The organism is Dactylosporangium sp. NPDC000244 (assembly GCF_040300725.1).
In the GTDB taxonomy this organism is placed as follows: Bacteria; Actinomycetota; Actinomycetes; order Mycobacteriales; family Micromonosporaceae; genus Dactylosporangium.
This window is the reverse complement of the sequence record NZ_JBEPEH010000041.1, coordinates 46,186-68,392: the sequence shown is the minus strand read 5'-3', so window position 1 is coordinate 68,392 and position 22,207 is coordinate 46,186. Positions and strand designations below refer to the sequence as shown.

General features: G+C 72.4%; 12 protein-coding genes. 4 read left to right on the top strand and 8 right to left on the bottom strand.

The window, feature by feature from the left end; translation table 11 throughout:
• Window positions 1-10: 10 nt before the first annotated feature.
• On the bottom strand, window positions 11-1,642 hold the full coding sequence (locus ABT369_RS44455; protein WP_350622268.1) for an NAD-binding protein: 1,632 nt from the start codon (window positions 1,640-1,642) through the stop codon (window positions 11-13).
• A gap of 235 nt (window positions 1,643-1,877) precedes the next feature.
• Between ABT369_RS44455 and fxsT (ABT369_RS44450) the strand changes: the two genes are divergently transcribed.
• Window positions 1,878-5,543, top strand: a complete 3,666-nt coding sequence (gene fxsT / locus ABT369_RS44450; RefSeq protein WP_350622266.1) for an FxSxx-COOH system tetratricopeptide repeat protein — start codon at window positions 1,878-1,880, stop codon at window positions 5,541-5,543.
• Between the two features lie 6 nt (window positions 5,544-5,549).
• Here the strand turns inward: fxsT (ABT369_RS44450) and ABT369_RS44445 are convergent, their stop codons facing one another.
• The gene (locus ABT369_RS44445; RefSeq protein WP_350622264.1) at window positions 5,550-6,440 is read right to left on the bottom strand and encodes an alpha/beta fold hydrolase; all 891 of its coding nucleotides are present in this window, start codon (window positions 6,438-6,440) and stop codon (window positions 5,550-5,552) included.
• A gap of 189 nt (window positions 6,441-6,629) precedes the next feature.
• Between ABT369_RS44445 and ABT369_RS44440 the strand changes: the two genes are divergently transcribed.
• The 3 genes from ABT369_RS44440 to ABT369_RS44430 all read left to right on the top strand — a co-directional run bounded on the left by ABT369_RS44440 (window position 6,630) and on the right by ABT369_RS44430 (window position 9,956).
• The gene (locus ABT369_RS44440) at window positions 6,630-7,772 is read left to right on the top strand and encodes an FxsB family cyclophane-forming radical SAM/SPASM peptide maturase (protein ID WP_350622354.1); all 1,143 of its coding nucleotides are present in this window, start codon (window positions 6,630-6,632) and stop codon (window positions 7,770-7,772) included.
• Window positions 7,769-9,574 carry an HEXXH motif domain-containing protein gene (locus tag ABT369_RS44435; RefSeq protein ID WP_350622262.1) on the top strand — a complete coding sequence of 602 codons (1,806 nt, stop codon included), beginning with the start codon at window positions 7,769-7,771 and terminating at the stop codon, window positions 9,572-9,574. The genes ABT369_RS44440 and ABT369_RS44435 overlap by 4 nt, the downstream gene beginning before the upstream one ends.
• 184 nt (window positions 9,575-9,758) lie before the next feature.
• The gene (locus ABT369_RS44430) at window positions 9,759-9,956 is read left to right on the top strand and encodes a hypothetical protein (protein ID WP_350622260.1); all 198 of its coding nucleotides are present in this window, start codon (window positions 9,759-9,761) and stop codon (window positions 9,954-9,956) included.
• Window positions 9,957-10,096: 140 nt separating this feature from the next.
• Here ABT369_RS44430 and fxsT (ABT369_RS44425) read toward each other — a convergent pair whose 3' ends face one another.
• From fxsT (ABT369_RS44425) to ABT369_RS44400, 6 genes are all read right to left on the bottom strand, one after another.
• On the bottom strand, window positions 10,097-14,029 hold the full coding sequence (gene fxsT / locus ABT369_RS44425; protein ID WP_350622258.1) for an FxSxx-COOH system tetratricopeptide repeat protein: 3,933 nt from the start codon (window positions 14,027-14,029) through the stop codon (window positions 10,097-10,099).
• Window positions 14,030-14,037: 8 nt separating this feature from the next.
• Complete coding sequence (locus ABT369_RS44420) at window positions 14,038-15,261, bottom strand: TIR-like protein FxsC (protein ID WP_350622256.1); 1,224 nt, start codon at window positions 15,259-15,261, stop codon at window positions 14,038-14,040.
• A gap of 115 nt (window positions 15,262-15,376) precedes the next feature.
• Entirely contained in the window at window positions 15,377-16,579 is a 1,203-nt protein-coding gene (locus ABT369_RS44415) for an ROK family transcriptional regulator (RefSeq protein ID WP_350622254.1), read from the bottom strand.
• Window positions 16,580-16,689: 110 nt separating this feature from the next.
• A complete protein-coding gene (locus ABT369_RS44410; RefSeq protein ID WP_350622252.1) occupies window positions 16,690-20,247 on the bottom strand; it encodes a choice-of-anchor D domain-containing protein in 3,558 nt (1,185 codons plus the stop codon).
• A 193-nt stretch (window positions 20,248-20,440) separates the two neighbouring features.
• Entirely contained in the window at window positions 20,441-21,103 is a 663-nt protein-coding gene (locus ABT369_RS44405; protein WP_350622250.1) for a response regulator transcription factor, read from the bottom strand.
• Window positions 21,100-22,197 carry a sensor histidine kinase gene (locus ABT369_RS44400; protein ID WP_350622248.1) on the bottom strand — a complete coding sequence of 366 codons (1,098 nt, stop codon included), beginning with the start codon at window positions 22,195-22,197 and terminating at the stop codon, window positions 21,100-21,102. The genes ABT369_RS44405 and ABT369_RS44400 overlap by 4 nt, the downstream gene beginning before the upstream one ends.
• Between the last annotated feature and the right edge of the window lie 10 nt (window positions 22,198-22,207).

Sequence of the window (22,207 nt, the reverse complement as noted above, 5' to 3'; positions counted from 1 at the left end):
GGTCTCCCAGTCAGACGGTCGTCGCGCGGATCGGTTCGTTGAGCCGGACGATCGTGAAGCCCTCGTCCGCGAGCATCTCCGTCATGTACCGCACGGCGTCGAGGGCCTTCGCACGGCCCGTCTCGCCGAGATCCTGCCACGCGACCAGGTCCGGATGCCGTTTCCGGCGCTCGTCGCGCCGTTCGGCGTGGCGCCACCCCTGGCCGGCCCGCTCGTCGCACCAGCGCTGGTGCTCGAGCTCGGCCAGCACCTCCAGCTCGCTCTCGGTGATGAGCCCGTCCTCGCCGTTGCGCACGGCGATCACGCAGTCGATCCTCTGCATCTTGGCCGCGATCCCCTGCACCTGCGCCCGGTTGGCGTTGCGCATCGACTCCGACAGCTGCGACCAGGCCACGGCGCTGCTCGGGCTGGCGGAGCTGCGGGCGATCTCGAGGTACCGCCGATGGAAGCGCCTTGCCAGGCGCTCGGTGAGGTCGTCGGCGATCAGGCGCGCGTCACACGCCCGGGTGATGATCGGGTAGACCCGCAGCTTGCCCGCGACCTCGTCGAGCAGGTCGTTGTGCTCCCCGCCGTGGAAGGCGTCGGCGAGGGCGGTGGCCTCGTAGGTGGCCACGAAGACCGCGTCGGAGACCGCCTGCCACAGCTCCGTGCTCTCCAGCGCCAGGTCGAGCATCTTCGACTCGTCGCGGTGGCTCAGGTGGATGCGGTCGTAGCGCGCGGGCCGGGTGATGCGCGGCAGCCAGGTCTCGAGCAGCTCGTTGTGGGCGCGCACCCGGCAGACGGAGGCGAGGAACGGGAACCGCGCCTGCAGGGTGGCCAGGGTGCGGCCCGCGTCGGCGCCGATCAGGTCGATCTCGAGCTGGTCGGGATGGCCGCCGACGGAGCGCCAGTACCGCGCGGTCTCGACCAGCAGCACGCGCGGGAACGAGCCGTCGCCGGAGATGAGCAGCCGCACCGGCGGGCCGCCGGACGCGGGCGGGTGCAGGGGGTTGAGGCGGTACAACATGCGCGCGGCGACGTCGTCGACATGGAAGTAGTCGAGGCGGAAGCGGTTGGAGCCGGCCGCCCCGAGCCGCCGCGCCTGCAACAGGTGACAGGTCTGCTGGCGGTGCAGCTGCACGAAGATGTACGGCGAGGAGCGGCGCAGCTGCAGCTCGGTACTGGCCGTCACGGACACGGCGTGGTTGAACTGGTCGTCGTCGCCGCAGATGTAGAGGTGCCGCGCCCGGCGCAGGCCCGCGGCCCGCAGCACCTCGGGCGAGCGCGCGTCGCCGGACACGCCGAGCATCCGCCGGTGCCGCAGCTCGAACGCACGGATGGGCGCGGAGCGCACCACCACGACCCGCTCGCCGGTGGCGAAGAGCTGCGCGGCCAGGGCCTTGGCGAAGGGCGTGTCGCCGCACACGATCGCGTGGCGGCGGGCGGTGCGGGCCCGCAGCCGGCGCATCTCCCCGGCGAACAGGACCCGGGCCGTCTCCACCACCGTGGCGGCGAGGAACAGCGGGGCCAGGAACCGCGCGACCTGCAGCTGCCACGGCAGCGGGGGGTCCGGCAGCTGCAGCGGGTCGGAGCCGAGCACGAAGAGCTGAAAGGTGTAGTACCACTGGTCGGGCCAGTCGCGATCGGGACGAAATCGGTGCATCCCGATCAATCCGAGCACAAGTGCGGCAATGCCCACGAGGCCGAACACGGTTCGCAGAATCGTCCAGCCCGGCCGGCCACCGCCCCGTTCCGGCCCCACCACGGCGCACCCCCATTGTCGGCGTTGGATGGATTTCCAGTGTGCGGTAATCGCAGCGCTACTGACAGATGCCGATGCGTGAGGATTTTCTCCGCATCCCTTGGGCCGAGGCCCTTCCATCGGGGACTATCGACGGGTGCCGCAGCAGCCAGAGGGTCGCGTCGTCACGTTCCACTCCTTCGCCGGCGGCTCGGGCCGCACCATGGCGACGGCGAACACGGCCTGGATCCTGGCCGCGGCCGGGCACCGGGTGCTCGTCGTGGACTGGGATCTCGAGTCGCCCGGGCTGCATCGGTACCTCCACCCGTTCCTCGACGCCGCCGAGCTGGACCAGTCCGGCGGCGTGACCGATCTCTTCCGCCGCTTCGAGCGCGCGACGGTCGACCCGTTCGCCGTCACCCCGCCCGTCCCCGTGCACTGGCCGCACTTCGCCGGCGGCATCGACTTCCTTCCGGCCGGACGGCAGGACGCGGCCTACGCGGGCGCGCTCGGCGGCCTCGGCGGCCTGGACTGGGACGACTTCTACCGTGCGGGCGGTGGCGAGTTCCTCGACGCGCTGCGCGGGCACATGACCGCCCGCTACGACTGGACCCTGATCGACAGCCCGCCCGGCGTCGGCGACCTGGCCCAGATCTGCCTCGCGCACCTGCCCGACGACGTGTTCGCCTGCTTCACCCTCAGCGCCAAGAGCATCGAGGGCGCGGCCCGGGCCGCGGCCGCGACCCGCGACGCGGAGCACCCGCCGCGCGTGCTGCCGGTGCCGATGCGCGTCGACCCGGCCGACCGCCCCCGCGCCGAGGCCGGCCGCCGCGCCGCCCGCGAGCGCCTGCCCGGCCTGCCCGCGGGCCTGAACGCGGACGAGCGGGAGGTCTACTGGCGCGACGTGCAGGTGCCGTACCAGTCCGCCTACGCCTACGAGGAGACGCTGGCGACGCTCATGGACCTGCCCGGGCAGCCGGACTCGCTGCTGACGGCGTACGAGCGGCTGGTGTGGTACCTGACCGACGGTGCCGTGAAGGCGCTGCCGCCGCTGGACGAGGGGGTGCGGTACCGCGCCGCCGCGCACTACCTGCGCCTGACCGCCACGCGCGAGGACCGGGTCCTGCTGCGCCACGCCCCCGAGGACCGCATGTGGGCGGAGTGGATCACCGCGACCCTGTCCGCCGCCGGCGTGAGCGTCCTGCACGCCGACCTCGCCGACGCCGAGCCCGGTGGCCGGCCGGCCACGGCGGCCCGGGAACTGGCCGTCATCTCGGACGGGCCGGCCGCGGCGGACGCACGGCGCCGACCGGCGAGCCGGCGGGGACGGCCGCCCCTGGCCGTCTACACCGAGGACATCCGCGCCCTGGCCGCCTACCCGGAGCCGACCTCGGCGCGCCTGCACGGGCTGCCCGAGGGGCCGGCCACCCGGGAGCTGCTGCGCCTGGTCGGCCAGGCCGAGCAGCCGCCGGTCGGGACGCTGCGGTATCCGGGCCAGGAGCCGGCCCACTTCTGCGCCCCGCCGCGGCCGCGGGACTTTCTCGGCCGCACGAACGATCTCGCCCTCCTGCGGGACCGGCTGCGGGCGGAGGGGTACGCCGACCCGCGCCAGGCGCCGCCCGTCGTGCTGCACGGGCTGGACGGCTCGGGCAAGTCGACGCTCGCGCTGGAGTACGCCTACCGCTTCCGCACGGCCTACGACCTGGTCTGGTGGCTCGACTGCGGCGCGCTGGACGACGGGCTGCCCGGCCTCGCCCGCGCGCTGGGCGTGCCGGCCGGAACCGGCCCGGGCGCGGCCAACTCGGCGATCCTCAGCGCGCTGCGGCGCGGCGAGCCCTTCCGGCGCTGGCTCATCGTCCTCGACGACGCCGACGAGCACGACCAGGTGCGCGACTTCCTGCCGCAGGGCCCGGGCCAGGTGCTGATCACGTCGCGCAGCCTGTCGTGGGGCGGCGGATTCGACTCGGTCCCCGTCAACGTGTTCAACCGCTACGAGAGCATGGTGTACCTCAGCCGGCGCCTGCCCGACCTTTCGCCGGCCGATGCCGACGCCCTGGCCGAGGCCGTCGGCGACCTGCCGCTGGCGGTGGCGGAGACGGCCGACCGGCTGGCGTCCGGCGGCGAGCGGGCGGCCGAGCAGGTCGCCCGCGCGCGCAACGGCACGCTGGAGCTGCCGGCGGTCGAGCGGCGCTGGGACCGGGAGCTGGCCCGGCTGGCGGAGCGGTCCCCGGGCGGCTACCGGCTGCTCCAGCTGTTCTCGGTGCTCGGCCGGGAGACGGCGACCGACCTGGTCTACAGCGACGTGATGGCGGAGGTGCTCAACCCGTACGAGGCCTCCGTCACCGATCGGCTCATGCCGGCCTCCCTGGTCCAGCAGATCAGCCGGCTCGGCCTGCTGCGGCCCGACCTGCCGGGCGGGCGCATCCAGATGCACCCCCTGGTGCAGCGGGTGGTCCGGGCGCGCATGTCCGCCGACGACCTGCGGGAGGCCCGCCACCAGGTCCATCTGGTGCTGGCCGGGCTGGCGCGGCCCCACGACGTCGAGGATCCGCGCTCCTGGCCGCAGTTCGAGATGATCTGGCCGCACCTGGCGATCACGAGCGCCGCCACCTGCCGGGAGGAGGCGGTGCGCGGCCTGATCGTCGACCGCGTGCTGCGGATGCGCCACGCGGGGCAGGTGGCCGCGGGCGAGAAGCTCGCGCGGGCGGCGGAGGCGGCGTGGTCCGGTCCGCGGTACGAGCGCCAGCTGCTGCAGATGCGGGGCGTGCGCGCGGCGCTGCTGCGCGACCAGGGCCGCTACGCCGAGGCGCTGCGCCTCAACGAGCAGGTGGCCGCGGAGCAGGAGCGGCTGCTCGGGCGGCACCACACCGCGACGCTCACCACCCGCAACCGGCTGGCGGCGGACCTGCGCTCGCTCGGCCGCTACACGAAGGCCGTGGACCTGGCCCGCTCGACCTACCGGGCCTGGGCGCGGGCGGTCGGGTCCGAGCACGCGCAGACCCTCAACGCGCTCACCGGGCTGGCCGGCGCCTACCGGGCGGCCGGCCTCTACCGGGCCGCGCGGCGCTGCGACGAGCGCGTGCGCACCTTCCGGCCGTTCCCGGGCCCGGAGCACTATCCGGCGGCCCTGCGCACGGCCGCCAACCTGGGCCGGGACCTGCGCGACACCGGGCAGTTCACCGAGTCCGCCGAGTTGCTGCAGGCGCTGGTGCCGGCGGTCGCCGCGATGTTCGGCGACCGGTCGCGGGCGGCGCTGACGGTGCGCATGAGCCTCGGGGTGTCGCTGCGCGGCGCCGGCCGGGCCGCCGAGGCCGCGCCGCTGCTCGAGGAGACCTACGAGCACCTCGCCGACCTGTCGGGGCCGGCCGGGCCCGACACCGTGATGTGCCGGCACAGCTGGGGCCTGGCGCTGCTGGCGACCGGGCACGTCGAGCGCGCGCGGGCCGAGCTCGCCGGCGTCGAGCAGCGCTACCTGGACCTCCTCGGCGCGGGCCACCCGCGGACGATCGCCACGCGCGCCAACCTCGCGCTCGTGGCGTGGGCGGCCGGCGAGCGCGGGGACGCGCTGGACCGCGCCGCCGCGGCCGCGGCCGATGCCGCCGGCGCGCTGCCGGCGAACCACCCGCACGCGCTCGCGGCCGCCCTGAACGAGGCGCTGCTGCGCATCGGCGGGAGCGACGAGGCGCCGCGGCGCGTCCAGGAGCTCGCCGTCCGGCTGAGCCGGCCGCTCGGCGCGGACCACCCGCAGGTGCGACGGGTGGCCGGGCAATCGACTGTCACATATCCGACAATCGATGCGTTGTGGCCGATCGACCCGTGCTGAGCGGCCTCAGGCGGCGGCGCTCGGCGTGTCGTCGGAGTCGGCCAGCCAGCGGATGATCTGCGGCATCACCAGCAGCGCCCCGAAGTGCGCGGCCCCCGGCTCGACCTCCAGCTGGGCGCCCGGGATGCGGTCGGCCAGCCATCGCGTGTGACTGGCCGGCGAGAAACGGTCGTCGGCCCCGTGCCAGAGCCGGACGGGCGCGCGGATGTGCTCGAACCGGAAGCCCCAGTCGATCCGCAGCGCCACCAGGTCGTCGATCCAGCCGTCGGGCCCGTCGCCCAGCGCGCTGGCGTAGGTGGTCAGCAGCAGCCGCTCGATCGCGATGTCGCCGACCACGTCCAGGTCGGCCGGGGGCATCTCGGAGCGCAGCTGCCGCAGCAGATGGGCCGGGTCCTCGCGAATCCGGTTCACCCGCAGCCGCAGCTGCTCGGCGACGAGATCGTCGTCGACCGCCGCCGTGCGCCAGGCGCGCTGGTTGGACGGGACCATGTCGCCGAGCCAGTCCAGCCCGACCGCGTCGAACGGCGCGACGCTGACGAGGGCGGCCACCCGGGTGACCCGGTCGGGCAGCAGCGCCGCGCAGGCCAGCGCGTGCGGGCCCCCGCCGGAGCGCCCGAGCACCGCGAACGTGTCCAGGCCGAGCGCGTCGGCCAGGGCGGCGACGTCCCCGGCGGCGTCGGCCACGGTGCGGCCGGGATGCCGCGACGATCCGCCGTACCCCGGCCGGCAGTAGGCGATGAGCCGGACGCCGTGGCGATACAGGATCGAGTCGCGCGGCTTGGGGCCGGCGGCACTGCCGGGCGTGCCGTGGTGCAGGAACACCGGCCGCCCGTCGCGCTTGCCGGAGTCGGCGTAGAAGATCCGCCGGCCGCCGGGCAGCTCGAGCACCTCCGACACAACCGCCCTCCAAGACATCATGATCGATCTCTTCCGGGTTCGCAGGATCGTAAGGATACGAGGCCGCAGGCCACCCAGCCAGCACGTCATTTCGCCATCTGCCCGCCGCGACGCTCGCCAGAACTGGGGAGAGCACCACCCGGCGTGACGATTCGCAGGTACAATCTGGCCGTTCCGCTGGACATCCGAATGACCGGCGCCAAGAATGCTCCAGTGGGTATGCCGCTGCGGCAATTGATCTTAAAAATTCACAGCCGGTGCAATCTGAGCTGCGATTATTGCTACGTATACGAGAGCATCGACCAGAGCTGGCGAGGCCGGCCGACGACGATGGCCCCCGCGACGATCGAACAGATCGCCCGCCGCATCGATGATCACGCCCACCGGCACGACCTGCGCGACTTGCAGGTGGTCCTGCACGGCGGCGAGCCCCTGCTGGCCGGTCACGACGGCGTGGCGGCGGCCCTGTCGGCGATTCGCGGCGCGTTTCCCGCCACCCGGTTCTCCATGCAGACCAACGGCATCCTGCTCGACGAGCGATTTCTGGCGCTGTTGCACGAATACGGCGTCCGCGTCGGCGTCAGCGTCGACGGCGGCCAGGCGGCCACCGACCGCCATCGCCGCTACGCCAACGGGCGCGGCTCGTACGACCGGATCGCGGCCGGCATCGAGCTGCTGATGCGGCCCGAGCACGCCGAGATCTACGGCGGCCTGCTGTGCACGATCGACATCGACAACGATCCCGACGAGGTCCTGGAGGGCCTGCTCGGCTTCCGGCCGCCCCGGGTGGACCTGCTGCTGCCGCACGGCAACTGGACCAACCCGCCGCCGCACCACGACCGGCCGCTGGCCTACGCCCGCTGGCTCATCAGGGTGTTCGACCGGTGGTACGACCAGCGGCCGGAGCCGACCCGGATCCGGATGTTCGAGTCGATCATCGCCCGGCTCTTCGGCCTGCCGAGCCAGACGGAGGCGTTCGGGGGTGAGCAGCTCGGCATCGTGACCGTCGAGACCGACGGCGCCTACGAGCAGTCCGACGCGCTCAAGACGACCGCCGAGGGCGGCCCCGCCACCGGCCTGTCGGTCACCGGGCACAGCTTCGACGACGTGCTCGAGCACCTCGCCGTCGCGGCGCCCTACCGGTTGTCGCAGCAGTGCCGCTCGTGCCCCGTCGTGAGCGTCTGCGGCGGCGGGCTGCGCGCCCATCGCTACGCCGAGGAGACGGGGTTCGACAACCCGTCGGTCTACTGCCAGGATCTGCTCGCCCTCATCACCCACATCGGCGACCGCGTGCGGGCCGACCTGAACAACGCGGCGGTGCTCGCTCAGTGAACACGGATCGCATGCTGCTCAGCGCCGAGCAGTTTGCCGACATCGCGTCCGGCTACGGAGACGCGGGAGCCATGGCCGTGCTCGACGCCGGCCAGCTCGCCAAGCGGCGGGCGCTGATCGTCATGGTGCTGCGGGCGGCCGCGCCGACGCCGTTCGCCGCCGGCACCCACGCCGCGGCGGCCCTGCTCGCGCGCGCCGAGGACGCCGACCCGGCCGCCGTGGACGCCGTGCTGGCCCACCCGCATCTGGACGCCTGGGCGACGCTGTGCCTGCACCGGCTGGCGGACCACGGCGAGGGCGCCGACGTCGATCCCGCCGCGGACCTCGCCCACCTGGCCGCGTACGCGGTGGCGGCCGCGGTGGCGGCCGGGGTCGCCTTCGACATCGAGGTGCCGGTCCGCGAGGGCATCGCGACGATTCCGGGCCTCGGCAGCGCCACGGGACTCGGGGCGGGGCCGGCCCGGGCCCGCGACACGGGCGGCGCGGGCACTGCGGGCGGCGTGCGCCTCACCGGGTCGAACGGTCATGTCGTGGCGAGCGACGGCCCGGGCTGGCAGCCGCGGCGCACCGTGGAGCTCGACGCGGGCTGGCACCTCGCGATCGAGGACCAGGACCCGTACCGGCACTGCTACGGCTGGCAGCCGCTGCCGGCGCTCGGCCCGGTCCAGGCCGACCAGCTGGCGAAGCTGCTCGGCGAGGCCTGGCGGCTGATCGAGCGCGACCATCCCCGCCACGCGAAGGCGATGCGGCACAGCCTCCGCTCGCTGGTGCCGCTGGCCACCCCCGACCACGGGAACATGATCAGCGCGGCCTCGCGGCAGGCGTGCGGATCGATCGCCGTGTCCGTCCCCGACACCGCGGCCGACCTGGCCCTGCTGATGCTCCACGAGTACATGCACGCGAAGCTCGGCGCGCTGCTCGACCTGCACGACCTGCACCCCCGCTCGTCCCCCGCGCGGCTGCACGCGCCCTGGCGGCTGGACCCCCGCCCGGCGGGCGCCCTGCTGCAGGGCATTTACGCCCATACGGGCGTGACCGACCACTGGCGAATGCGCCGCCACGGCCCGGACGGCGACACCCGGCGCGCCGCGGCCCAGTTCGCCTACTGGCGGGCCATGAATCGCATCGCCATCGAGGACCTGACGCAGAGTGGGGAATTGACTCCCGTCGGCGAGCGGTTCTGCACTTTCCTGCACGCCACACTGCGATCCTGGGAATCCGAAGGCATTCCTGCCGATATCGCTTCCCGAACGCAATTGTTCGTCGTCGCGCAAATGACACGATGGCTTCTCTTGAATGCCCGGCCGATGGACGGCGAGACTGAACGGATCCTCAGTTCCATCCGGTCCGGCGAGCCCCTCGGCACGGTCGCCGGGCGCGGCACCGTCGTCGCCGGCCCCGCCGCCCGGCCCGCCGACGCGCCGGGCCTGCTCGGCGAGCTCCATCAATGGCTGGACGGGCGGACCGAGCCGCCGGCAACCTCTGGCCACAACTCGACCGCAGCAGGGATGATGTTGCTCAATGGCGACGCCGCGGGCGCCGAGCGGATCTTCCTGGAGCGGCTCGACGCCGACGCCGCCGACGACGAGGCCTGGATGGGTCTGGCCGTCACCCGGAGCCTCGCGGCCGGGTTCGCCGACCATTCGGATCGTGTCGACCTGGCCACCCGGCTCGTTACCACCAGGCCGGAACTCTTGCGGGACGTCGTGCTCAAACTGCAATGTGCAGGTAGTGCCGACCACCCCGCGAGTGATCTTCTGAAACTGCTGGTGGAACCGCCGGATGGGTCGCCGAGTTCCTGATACACGGCGACCCGCACTTGTGCAATACTTCCTGCCGAAGATGTCAGCTTCCGCAAGGCTGCGACTGCGGAGTCGACTTCATCCTGCTCCGGTGACCCCAGTCGCTTGCGCCCGAGGTCAACTAAACAGTGGATCACGCATTCTGGCCATAACCCGCAGCACTCTCCTATTTCAAGGTGGAAGCATGGACAAGCCGGGCGGGGTCGCCGGGGGCGACGAGGTTCAGAGCGGATTACTGGACCTGGCGGGGGTGAGGTTGCGGACGCTCATCGCCGAGCCCGATGCGCCGACCGCGTCGACGCTCGACAGCGTGATGCGGCGGCTTTTCGACCCACGCGAGCGGGATCTGCTCACGGTCTCCGCTTTTCAGTCCGCCCTGTAGCCGGAATGCCGCCCGGCCGACGCCGGACGGCATTGCTCATTGCAGCTGACATTGCTCTTTGCAGCTCATGACCGAGGCCTGGAACGAGGTTCCGCGGAACGCTCGAACCAGGCCCTGTCTCCCGCTCAGTCTCCCGCTCGTTACGTCGGCGGCGGCGAGATGTCGCAGTTGAGCCGGCGTCCGTCTCGCACCGAGAGCGTGTTGGGGTGGTCCTCCCCCAGCCGGCGCACACTGCGGTCGAGCGTCACCTGCAGCAGTTCGTCCGCGCCGGCCACGTCGCCGGTCTGACGGCGACTGACGATCAGATTGGCCGCCGCCGCGAGCGTGTCGGGATTGTCGACGCCGAGCACGCGCTCGAAGGCCGGCTTGACGCTCTCGTCGATCTCGCGGGCACCCTCCAGGTCGCCGAGGTCGACCAGCGCGTTGGCGAGGTTGATCCGGCTCGACAACGTGTACGGGTGCTCGCCGCCCAGCGACTGCTCGAACAGCTCCGTCGCCTGCTCCGACAGGACGCGGGCATCGCGCGCCGAACCGTTGACGCGCACGAAGATGGCCAGGTTGTTCAGGGCCGCCAGACGGAACGGATGCCGCTCGTCGTAGAGGCTCTCGTAGCCGGACAGCACCTGCCGAGCGATGCGCTCGGCCGCCTCCCCGTTGCCCAGCGCCGCCTCCTCGAACGCGGCGTTCATGAGGCACGAGAGCGTGTCCGGGTGCTCCTCCCCGTGGATGTCCCGATATCGCTGCAGGGTGTCGCCGGTCAGTTGGCGAGCGGCCCGGATGTCGCCGAGCTTGCGCAGCGTCACCGCCATGTTCTTCGCCGCGCGCAGGGTCGCCGGGGCCGAGTCACCGAGCAGCGCGCGGTACGACTTGAGCGTCGTCTCGAGCAGTTCGCGGGAGTCCGTGAACCGGCCGACGGCCCGCAGGTCGTGCGCGTAGTTGTTCGCCGCGAACAGGGTGTTGAGGCTGCGTTCGCCGAAGACGCGGCGGCGGCGCGAGAGGGTGTCCTCGTCGTAGTTGGCGGCGCCGTTGAAGTCGCCGACGAGCCGCAGCGAGACCGCGACGTTGTTGGCGGCCATCAGCGTGCGGTCGTGGTCCTCGCCGAAGGTGCGCTGCGCCCGGTCGTAGGTCTCCTCGGCCAGGTCGCGGGCCTCCTCGAACCGGCCCAGCGCCCGCAGATCGGCCGCCACACCGCCCGCCGTCATGACGATGTAGGGGTCGTCCTCCTCCTCCACCGTCTCCTTGAGCCGCTCCAGCGCCCGCTGGTCGATGTCCAGCGCGCGGTCGAACATCGCCTGCGAGCGCAGCGCGTTGCCGAGGTGGAAGTCGAGCAGCAGCGTCACCTGGTCCTCGCCGATGCGCGGATCGCCGCGCCAGATCTCGGCGGTCTCCTCGGCCAGCTCCTGGCTGCTGGAGAAGTCGCCGCGGGACCACAGGTAGCGCACCACGTCCACGACGAACAGGCGGACCTGCATGTCCGAGGAGTGGTTCGCCTTGGAGCCGCGCACGTGCGGCAGGAGCCGGGCGTACGCCGGCCAGCTCGCCACCTCGTCGGGGTCGGAGCGCTCGGCCGTCGCCAGCACCTGGTAGACGTGGCGGCGGTTGTCCTCGCGCTCCTGGGGGGTGAGGCTGTCCTGGATGACCGCCTGCACCAGGCGGTGGATCTGCATGATGGTCTGGCCGGAGTCGACCGACGCGAGGGCGTAGCGGCCGATCTGGCGAATCAGGCGGCCCTGCCGGATCGGGTCGTGCAGCGCCGGGTCGTAGGCCAGCAGGGGCTGGGTGAAGCGCGGGGTGTAGAGCAGCCGCGTCGGGATCGGCTCGGGCGCGAAGAAGGCGCAGATCTCCAGCAGCTTGGCCGCGGCCGGGGACTGCTTGCGCAGCTGATCCAGCGACAGCTGCCAGGTCGCGGCGGTCGAGCGGTCGTAGCCGACGGGCGGGTTCTCGTCGAGAATGCGCAGCGGCTGGGTGTCCAGCAGCTCGAGGTACCGCGTCACCGGCATGCCGGTCTCCGAGAGCCACGCCGCCGCCTGCTCGATCGCGAGCGGCAGGTCGCCGAGGCGGTTGGCCACGGCGTCGGCGTCGGCGACCGCGAGGCCGATCACCCGGCGGGTGAGGAACGTGATGCTCTCGGCCCGGCTGAACGTCGTGATCTCCACGACCTGGGCGTCCTGCGTCCACTCCTGGTTGCGCGAGGTCAGTAACACGTGGCCGGGGCCCTGCGGGATGAACTCGCGGATCGACTCGGGGTCGCCGACGTTGTCGAAGATCAGCAGCCAGCGCCCGGGGCGGCCCTGGCGCAGCGCGTCGCGGACCATCCGGACGCTCTCGCCGAGGGTGTCCGCCTCCTGCAGCCGCAGCTCCCGGGCCAGCTCGCCGAGGGCGGAGCGGACCTGGGACACCTGCTCGGCGGAGATCCACCAGACGAGGTCGTAGTCGGCGGCGAAGCGGTACGCGTACTCGATCGCCACCTGTGTCTTGCCCACGCCGCCGAGGCCGTAGAGGGCCTGCGGCACGACGACCGTGACGCTCGCGGAGAGCCGGTCGCGCAGCTGCTCGAGGGTGTCGCGGCGGCCGGTGAAGCCCGGGTTGCGCTGCGGCACGTTCCAGATCGGCGGGAGCACGCCCGGGAAGCGCGGCCCGGTGTCCTCCGGCTCGCCGACGCCCGCGTGCAGCGGCACGCCCAGCGCGCCCAGGAGGGCCTCGTGGGCCCGGTCGTGGGGCTGGTTGGCCAGCTCGGCCGGCAGCCGCTCGGTGAACGGCGGCGTGATCCGGGTGCTGTCCAGCCGGATCGGCACCACCGCGGGCGTCCCGGCCGAGCTGCGGCTGTCCAGCAGCGCCCACAGCGGGGCGGCCTGCGGCGAGGACACGTAGTCCTTCGACAGCAGCACCAGGGTGCGCCCGACCGTGGCCAGCCGCCGCTCCAGCTCGCTGACGAAGTGCGGGCCGGTGACCGAGTCGATGTCCAGCAGCGTCACCCGCATGTCGATGTCGACGAGCCGCTGCTGAATCCACTCCGCCCACATCCGGTCGACGGCGGCGTAGCTGATGAGCACGTCCGAGGCGCTGCTGGGCCGGGGCCGCTCGAACTTCTGCAGCCAGCGCCGCCGCTCGGACTCCTCCATGGCGGGCATCTCCCGCACGGCCCCGTCGGTGAGCACGCCGACGAGGCGCTCGAACGCGGCCAGCAGCGAGGTCTCCAGGCGCGGGCGCTCGGCGAAGGTCGCGAGGATCTCCTCGTAGGCGAAGTACGGCTTGTACGGCACCTCGACGTCGCCCCAGTACCGGTTCGCCTCGTCCGGGCTGGCGTGCTCGAGGAACGGCCGGAAGCGGCGCCGAGCGTAGTCGCGGCCGATCTCGAGCTTCAGCTGCTCGGCGTCCTCGACCCGCATCAGGGCCGGCAGGAAGCGCAGCGGGCGGCCGCGGCGCTGATGGCGGATCGACTCGCTGACCGCCACGGCGCCGTCGACGCTCTGGATGCTCAGGGTGAAGCAGTTGACGACGACGTCGGGCAGCAGCACGGTGCAGACGCCGGCCGCGTCGCTCAGGCCCGTGCGGCTGTCGACGAGGATGTAGTCGTAGTGCTGGCGCATGTTGCGCGCGAGCGCGTCGATGAACGCGGCGCCGGGCAGCCGGTCGTAGAACTTGGGCCAGTCGAAGGTGCTGACCGCCGCGGCGTAGGAGCGGGTCTGGCGGCCCGACGGCAGCAGGTCGACGCCGCCCTTGCCGGGGAAGCGCCACTCCAGCGACACGGCGTGGTCGAGCACCTGGGCCTGGGCGTCGATCCAGCCGGGGTCCTCGTCGCGGTCGGGCTGCAGCGCGGCGGTGACGAAGCCGGTGAGCATCTCGATGACGCCCGGGGAGTTGCGCAGCTCCTTGTCCAACAGGAACGGGTGGAAGTACCGGTGCAGGCCCGGCGACTCGAGGTCCCAGTCGACCACGAGCACCCGGTGGCCGTTGCTGGCGAGGATCCAGGCCACGTTCGCCATCGTCATGGTGCGGCCGGAGCCGCCCTTGTACGAGTAGAAGGTCACGATCTGGCCGGACCCGGCCGGCGCATGTTCTGTCGCGGTCATCGTGCCTCCTACGGTCCTTCGAGGATGGGGCGCGGGGGGTAGTCGCCGGGGGGTGGCCGCCGCGAGATCCGCCCGTCGGCCACGAGCCGGTTGCGGGCCTCGGCCAGCACCGCGGCCAGGTCGGCCTCGAACGACGGCCAGGTGAGCACGCTGCGGCGGGACAGGACCTCGCCGAGGCGGCGCTCGTTGTTGCCGAGGGTGTCGTGCATGAGGTCGACCAGCCGGGGGCTGTTGGCCTGGGTCTGCGGGTCGGTGGCGCTCATGACCACGAGCATCGCCGACACGTGATCGCGAAGATGGTCGATCTCCAGGAGCCGCTCGCGATGTGCGGCGACATCGGCGCTCCAGGGGTCCACGAGCAGCACGACGATGTGGTTGTACTGCTGCGCCATCTTCACGCGGTCGGCGAGCCGGTCGAGTCCGGTGAACATCGACTCGAAGCCGGCGTCCGAGGCGACCTTCTGCGCGTATTCCCGCAGCGGCTGCGGCTGCCCGGGCCCGAACGGCGACCACTCCAGCGGATCGGCCCCGTAGAAGCCGCCGTCGCGCTCGATCCCCTCCGCCTCCGCGCGGGTCGGCGCGGCGACCACGAAATGGATCATCTGCCCCGTGCCGAACCGGGCGGGCAGTTCGCCGCTGTCCTCGAGGCCGAGCCGGCTGAGGTGGAAGGCGCTGTCCGTCTGCGCGAAGTCCTGGTTCACCGAGCCGCGCGGGGGCGGGGTGCGGGCCGCGGTGACGATGCGCTCGGCGATGTTGGACAGGAACTCCAGATACGCGTCGCGATTGCGTTGTAATCGCAGCAACTGCCGCAGGCCGCGGCGGCGGTAGTCCTCGTCGGCCACGTCGAGGTCGTAGTGCACGGCCTGGACCTCCGGCGGGAGTTCCCGCGGTGGCAGCCAGACGATCGGGATCAGGCCCTGGATGCGCGGGCTCTCGTCGAAATGCGAGCCGTGCGATCGCTGCTCGAACAGTTTCCATTCCTTGCCGCAGGGGCGGCTCAGGAAGTACGCCGGGGAATAGAGCGCGAGAAAGCAGGAACAGTCGGCGATCGCGTCCACCAGGGCCTGCGGCCAGTGCTGGCCGGGCTCGATGTTGTGGTTGTCCAGGAAGCCGACCTCGACGTCGTGCCCGACGCCCGCGTGCGCGCGCACCTCGTTGCAGAGGTCGCTGTAGAACTTTCTGACGAACACGTCGTCCGGGCCGCGGGCGTAGCTGAGAAAAAAATACAGCACACGTCCTCCGCGGGCATGACGAAAGCGACCCCCAAGGCATTCAGTATATAGATCAACATGCCTGGGAACAGCCCTTGCGAATCCCCGTACCGGCGGGAGTGAACCGGGAACGCGATTACGGCTGGTCGGCGGCGGCGAAGGGCACGGTGTCGATGCCCAGGGCCAGGGCCACCGCGCCGAGGGCGGCCGCGCGGGGCGTCAGGGTGCTCTGCACAACCTCGACCGCCTCGGCCGCGGCGGCCAGGGCGGTCTCGGCCAGGCCGCGCTGCAGCGGCTCGCGCAGCAGCTCGGTCGCGGCCCCGAGCTCGTCGCCGAGCAGGACGCGCTGCGGGTTGATGAGGTTCACGAGGTTGCCCAGCGCGTATCCCAGCTGCGTCCCCGCGTCGATGATGAGACGGCGGCAGCCGGGGTCGCCGGCGTGCGCGTACTCGACCAGGCCGCCGAGGTCGAGCAGTTCCGGGTGGCTCTGCCGCGCGTTGGCGAGCAGCGCGCGGCCGCCCACGGCGAGCTCGACGCAGCCGCGGTTGCCGCACCGGCACACCGCGCCGCGCGCGTCCAGCGTCACGTGGCCGAGCTCGCCCGCGGTGCCGGCCGCGCCGCGGTAGAGCCGGCCGTCCAGGACGATCCCCGCGCCGATGCCGGTGGCGAGCTTGACGTAGACGAGGTCGGTGCAGCCGCGGCCGGCGCCCCAGACGTATTCGCCGAGGGCGGCCAGGTTCGCGTCGTTGTCCACGCGCACGGGCAGGCCCAGGCGCGCGTTGAGCTCGTCGGCGGGGCGCAGGTCGGCCCAGCCCGGCAGCATCGGGGGCGAGCCGATGCGCCAGTCGCGGGTGATCGGGGCGGGCACCCCCAGGCCGACGCCGACGACGTCGTCGCGGGTCGCGCCGATGTCGCCCAGCGCCGCGTCGACGAGGACCACGGCGAGCTCGAGGGCGTCGGCGGGGCGGTCGTCGATGTCGAAGTCGGTGCGGGAGCCGCGCTCGGCGATCACCGTGTGGCCGAGGTCGGCGACGGCGACGCGCACGTGGCGGCGGCCGATGTCGGCGCCGACGGCGATGCCGGCGCGGCGGGTCAGCTGGACCACGGACGCGGGGCGGCCGCCGACCGGGCGGGCCGCGGCGCCGACCTTCTCGCTGACGAGCCCGGCGCCGCCGAGGTCGGTGAGCACGGCCGAGACCGTGGGGCGGGACAGGCCGCTGAGGGTGACGAGCTCGGCGCGGGTGCGGGGCCCATACAGGCGCAGCGTCTCGGCGACCCGTCGGGCGGTGCCGCTCAAGCGTCGCCACAGGTCGCGGGGATGCGTCTGCTGTGCCGCCACGGCGCGTAATCCTGCATGGCCGTCAATAGTTATGTCAAGGCCTTACTGAACCCCAGAAGCGTGAGCGCCGCCGGGTCCGAGGACCCGGCGGCGCTCGAAACCCTTGCTGACTAGCTGTTCCAGACCTGGAAGGTGGAGAGCTGACCGGCCGGCCAGCCCGAGTTGGACGTGAACGTCAGGCGGAAGTACCGCTGCGTGCTCGCCGTGAACGTGATCGTCACGGTGTTGTTGGCGCCCGGCGTGAAGCTGTAGTCCGCCGCCGCCTTGAGCTCCGTGAACGACGTGCCGTTGGTGCTGCCCTGCACCTGGATGCGCTGGGTGCGCGCACCCCAGCCGGCGGGCAGCTGCAGCACGACCCGCGACGCGCTCTGCGCCGAGCCGAGGTCGACCTGCACCCACTGCGGGAAGGCGTTGTTCGCGCTCTCCCAGTAGGTGCCCTGGTTGTTGTCGACCACGTTGCCGGACGGGTACACGTCGTTGTGGCTAGACTCGCTGGTCGCCTTGCCCTGGGCCAGGTCGATCGGCGAGCTGCCGGCGCCGGTGCCGCTCAGCGCGACGGTCGTCGGGCTGTTGTTGGCGTTGCTGGTGATCGTGAGCGTGCCGGTGCGGGTGCCCGAGGCCGTCGGGCGGAAGGTCACGCTGACGGAGCACGAGGCGCCGACGGCGATCGAGCCGCACGTGTTGGTCTGGGCGAAGTCACCCGAGACGCTGACCCCGGAGACCGTGGCCGCCGCGGTGCCGGTGTTGGTGATGGTGACCGACTGCGCGGCGCTCGTGGTGTTGAGGGCCTGGGTGGCGTACGACAGCGACGCCGGGCTCGCGCTGAGCACGGGCGCGTTGACCGTGCCGCCGCCGCTCGGGTAGACCTCGAGCTCCGACAGCTGCGCCGCCGGCCAGCCGGTGTTGGCGGTGACGTTCACCCGCACGTAGCGGACGTTCGTCGCCGGCACCGTGATCGCGACGGTGTTGCCCGACGCCGGGTTGAAGGTGCGCCCGGCCGACGCCGACAGGGTGCTGAAGTTGGTGCCGTCGGTGCTGCCGGTGATCGACAGCGTCTGCGTGCGCGTGGCCCACGCGGTGTCCGGCGGCAGCTTCAGGGTGACCTTGCCGATGCTGGTCGCCGCGCCGAGGTCGACCTGAATCCACTGCGGGAAGGCGTTGTTGGCGCTCTCCCAGTAGGTGGCCGCGTTGCCGTCGGTGGCCGTGTTCGGCGTCTGGGTGCCGTTGACCTGGCTGCTCGCGGTGGCGGTCTTGTTCAGCGCGATGTTGGTGTCGGTGCCGATGCCGGAGCCGGAGAGGCCCACGGTGGCCGGGCTGTTGTTGGCGTTGCTGGTGACGGTCAGCGAGCCGGTGCGCGAGCCCGAGGCCGTCGGGGTGAACTTGACGGTCACGGTGCAGGACGCGCCCACGGCGATGCTGCTGCCGCAGGTGTTGGTCTGGCTGAAGTCGCCGGAGGTGGCGATGCCGGAGACGCTCGCCGCGGTGGTGCCCGAGTTGTTCAGCGTGACGGTCTGGGTCGCGGACGACGTGCCCACGACGGTACCGCCGAAGCTGAGGCTGCCGGGGTCGGCGTTCACGATCGGGCCCGGGGCGACGCCGGTGCCGGACAGCGGCACGGTGTTGGTGATGCCCGAGGCGGTGACGGTGAGGGTGCCGGTGCGCGCGCCGGCGACCGTGGGCTTGAACGTGACGCTCACGGTGCAGGAGGCGCCGGCGGCGATGCTGCTGCCGCAGGTGTTGGTCTGGGCGAAGTCGCCGCTGACCGCGATCGTGCCGACCGGGGCCGCGCCGCTGCCGGAGTTGGTGACCGTGACCGTCTGGGCGGCGCTGGTCGAGCCGGTGACGACCGAGCCGAAGCCGACCGCGCTCGGGCTGATGTTGATGCTCGAGCCGTTGTCGGGCAGGTACGGCGGGAAGGTCGGGGTCTGCAGGTTCGAGCACGCGCTCGTGGACAGGCCGCTGTTGCCGCCGCCGTCGGTGAGGGTGAAGCCGACGCCGCAGTTGTAGATCGCGGCCGGGGCCTGCACGCCGGTGGCGGTGGAGTTGGTGATCGTCGCGGCGCCGCCGACCTGCTCCTGGATCGCCCAGGTGCCGGTGTTCTGGATCGTCGCGTTGTTGATCTTCACGTTGGAGATGTTCGAGCCGGAGACGAACTGGATGGCCTCGAACGGGCTCTGCTGGATGAGGATGTTGTCGACGTTGGTCAGGCCGTTCATCACGCCGTCGCGGGCGTCGAACCACAGCGCGCCGACGCCGAACTGCCAGTTCGGGTCGAGGCTGCCGGAGCGGATGATCGTGTTGCGCAGCACGTCGGTGCGGCCCAGCGTCGTGGAGGCGAAGCGCTGCGCGACGTGGATGCCGCCGCCCTGGGTGAGGCCGGCGTCGATGACCCGGTTGTCGGTCACGAAGTTGTCGTGGCCGCCGTAGATCGCGATGCCGTTGGCCAGGATCGGGTACTGCACCGTGTTGTGGTCGAACGAGTTGTTCGCGTCGGCGTTCTGCTCGGCCCAGGTGGCCAGGCCGTCGTCGCCGGCGTTGCGCACGTCGGAGTTGGTGACCACCGAGTTGGTGACGCCGTTGTGGAAGTTCACGCCGTCGGCGGTGAAGTTGCGCAGCCGCAGCCCGCTCATCACCAGCTTGTCGAACGGCCCGTCCATCCAGGCGCCGACCTTGGTGTGCTCGATCCAGACCCGGTCGACGGTGGAGTTGCTCATCGCGCCGCCGATGCCGTTGACCTGGTCGGCGTCGTTGCGCTCCTGGACGTTGCCGAAGATGGCGAAGTCCGACAGGTGCACGTTGCTGCTCGGCGTCGGCGCGTAGTTGCCGTAGAAGCCGATGCGGTCACCGGTGGTGCGCGAGCGCCACATGCCGGCGCCCTTGATGGTGATGTTGTTGACCGCGATGTGGCCGAGGATCTTGAACGTGCCCTCGGGGATCCACACGGTGCCGCCGGCGCCGGCCGAGGCGATCGCGGCGTTCATCGCGGCGGTCGAGTCCTGCGCACCGGTCGGGTCGGCGCCCTTGCTGGTGATCGAGACCGAGCCGGCGGGCTGGGACAGCGCCGCGCCGACGTTCTCGAAGTCGGCGAAGTCGATGGTGTACGACGAGGCGGTGGAGTCCGAGTCGACCTGCAGCTTGAACTTGGTGCCGGCCGGGTAGGTCGTCGGGAAGAGGCGGTTGACCTCGTCGTAGAAGTGGTGCGGGTTGCTGCCCGGCTGGTTGCTGAACGGGTAGCTGCTGTAGTACCAGCTGTACGCGTTCGTCAGCGTGAAGTTCGTGCTGCGCGTGCCGTTGATGTACAGCGAGATCGGCGCCGTGTAGACCGAGCCGCTCGCGGTGTCCGGGATGCTGTAGCGGAAGACGATCGAGTTGGTCGCCACCGGGGTGGTGAACTCGACGTACTTGCCCTGGCCCTGCAGCGTGACGGCCTTGCGGTAGGAGGCCTCGGCCGGCAGCGTGTTGTAGGCCGCGCTGGGCCCGATCACGGTGCCGTTGGTCGTGGCGTTCTCGGCCTGCACCTCGACGTAGGGCAGGGTCGCGCCCACGCCGCCGGTCGCGGCCGCGAGGGCCGGCGACGCGACATACACGACCGCGCCGGCCGCGGCCAGAGCGGCACCGGCGACGAGGGCCGCGGTGCGTGCTCTGGGCCTGAATCTGGGAATGCGCATGGGGTGCCAACTTTCGACGAGCCGGGCGCACGGCCGGGCCCTCGGTTGGCGGCGCGGGGGCCTGAGAACAGTGCGCGGGCTGAACGGGGGATGCACCGGTCGGCGGTTTGGTCGGTGCAAGAGGGACGGTAACCCCAGCGACACTGGCGCGCAATATCCAGACGCATCTTCGCAAGAGATTGACGATCCGGCGTCATCCGCCGGGCCGGACCAGACCCGTCTCGTAGGCCAGCACGACGAGCTGCACCCGGTCGCGCAGGCCCAGCTTGGTCAGCACCCGCCCGACATGCGTCTTGACCGTCGTCTCGGCCACCCGCAGCCGCTCGCCGATCTCCAGGTTCGACAACCCCTCGGCGACCAGCAGCAGCACCTGCCGCTCGCGGTCGGTGAGCAGGTCGAGCCGAACCCCGGGCGGCGCCTTCGCCACCACGGGCCCGGGCACGACGAAGCGGTCGAGCAGGCGGCGGGTCACGCTCGGGGCCACCACGGCGTCGCCGGCCGCGACGACCCGGATCGCGGCCAGCAGGTCGGCCGGGGGCGCGTTCTTGAGCAGGAACCCGCTCGCACCGGCCTGCAGCGCGGCGAAGGCGTCCTCGTCGGTGTCGAAGGTGGTCAGCACCAGCACCCGCGGCCCGTCCGGCCGGCGGGTGAGCTCGGCGGTCGCGGCCACCCCGTCCATGACCGGCATGCGGATGTCCATGACGACGACGTCGGCCGGGGTGTCGCGCAGCAGCCGCAGCGCCTGCGCCCCGTCGCCGGCCTCGCCCGCGACGGTCATGTCGGGCTGGGCGGACAGGATCATCCGGAACCCGGCCCGCACGAGCTCCTGGTCGTCCACGATCACGACGCTGATCATGCGGTCGTCACCGGGATCACGGCCCTGACCTCCCAGCCGCCGCCGGAGCGGGGACCGGCCGCGAACGTCCCGCCGTGCATCGCCACCCGCTCCCGCATCCCGACCAGCCCGTGCCCGGGCTCGCCGGAGGCGTCCGAGCCGGTGCCGTCGTCCGTGGCCGTGATCGTGAGGCGGCCGTCGCACCGCTCCAGCCGTACCGTCAACGTCGCCCCGGCCCCCGCGTGCCGCAGCGTGTTCGTCATCGACTCCTGCACGATCCGGTACGCGGTCAGCTCCTCCGCCGCCCCGAGCGGCCCGGCCTCCCCCTCCACCCGCAGCGTGAGCCCCGAGGCGGCCGCGAGCTCCGCCACATCGGCGAGGCCGACCCGCCGCCGGTCGAGGGTTCCCGGCCCGCGCAGCACCGCGAGCACCCGGCGCATGTCGGTGAGCGCGTCGCGGCCCGTCGCCGCGATGGTGTCGAGGGCCTGCCGCGCCTGGGCCGCCGAGGGGTCCAGGGTGAAGGCCGCGCCGTCCGCCTGCACGATCATGACGCTCAGCCCGTGGGCGATGACGTCGTGCAGCTCCCGCGCGATGGCGGCCCGCTCGTCGGCGGCGGTGAGCCGGGCGAGATGGTCGCGCTCGCGCTGCAGGGTCGCGGCCCGCTCCTCGAGCGAGGCGACGTAGAGCAGGCGCGTGCGCACCGAGAACGCGGTGACCCACGCGGCGACCGTGATCGCGCCCAGGACGGCGAACACGGTCCAGAAGTTGCCGGCGTTGTGGTGCTCGGCGGTCGCGGCCAGCAGCACCCCGATGCCCGCCCCGGCGCCGGCCACGATGCCCCACACGAGACGCGGCTGGTACTTCACCACGGAGTACATGGCGATGAGCGCGGCCACGTCCACCATCCGCACCGCCGGGCGCACCGCGAGCTGCGCGATGGCGAGCCCGCAGACGACCAGGGCGACCGGCACCGGGTAGGCACGGCGGAACAGCAGCGTGAGCGGCATCGCGACCAGGATGGCGGCGAGGGCGGGCGGGCGGGCGAAATCGCGCTCGAGGTAGAGCAGCGCGAGCACGCACGCCGTGACCCCGATGTCGAACAGTCTCGCCCTCACGCCAATGAGC

What these genes read in the sequence shown, in the direction of transcription:
- ABT369_RS44455 (WP_350622268.1), bottom strand. Translation starts at nt 1,642, where the DNA reads ATGCACCGATTTCGTCCCGATCGCGACTGGCCCGACCAGTGGTACTAC.
- ABT369_RS44440 (WP_350622354.1), top strand. Translation starts at nt 6,630, where the DNA reads ATGACCGGCGCCAAGAATGCTCCAGTGGGTATGCCGCTGCGGCAATTG.
- ABT369_RS44430 (WP_350622260.1), top strand. Translation starts at nt 9,759, where the DNA reads ATGGACAAGCCGGGCGGGGTCGCCGGGGGCGACGAGGTTCAGAGCGGA.
- fxsT (WP_350622258.1), bottom strand. Translation starts at nt 14,029, where the DNA reads ATGACCGCGACAGAACATGCGCCGGCCGGGTCCGGCCAGATCGTGACC.
- ABT369_RS44410 (WP_350622252.1), bottom strand. Translation starts at nt 20,247, where the DNA reads ATGCGCATTCCCAGATTCAGGCCCAGAGCACGCACCGCGGCCCTCGTC.
- ABT369_RS44405 (WP_350622250.1), bottom strand. Translation starts at nt 21,103, where the DNA reads ATGATCAGCGTCGTGATCGTGGACGACCAGGAGCTCGTGCGGGCCGGG.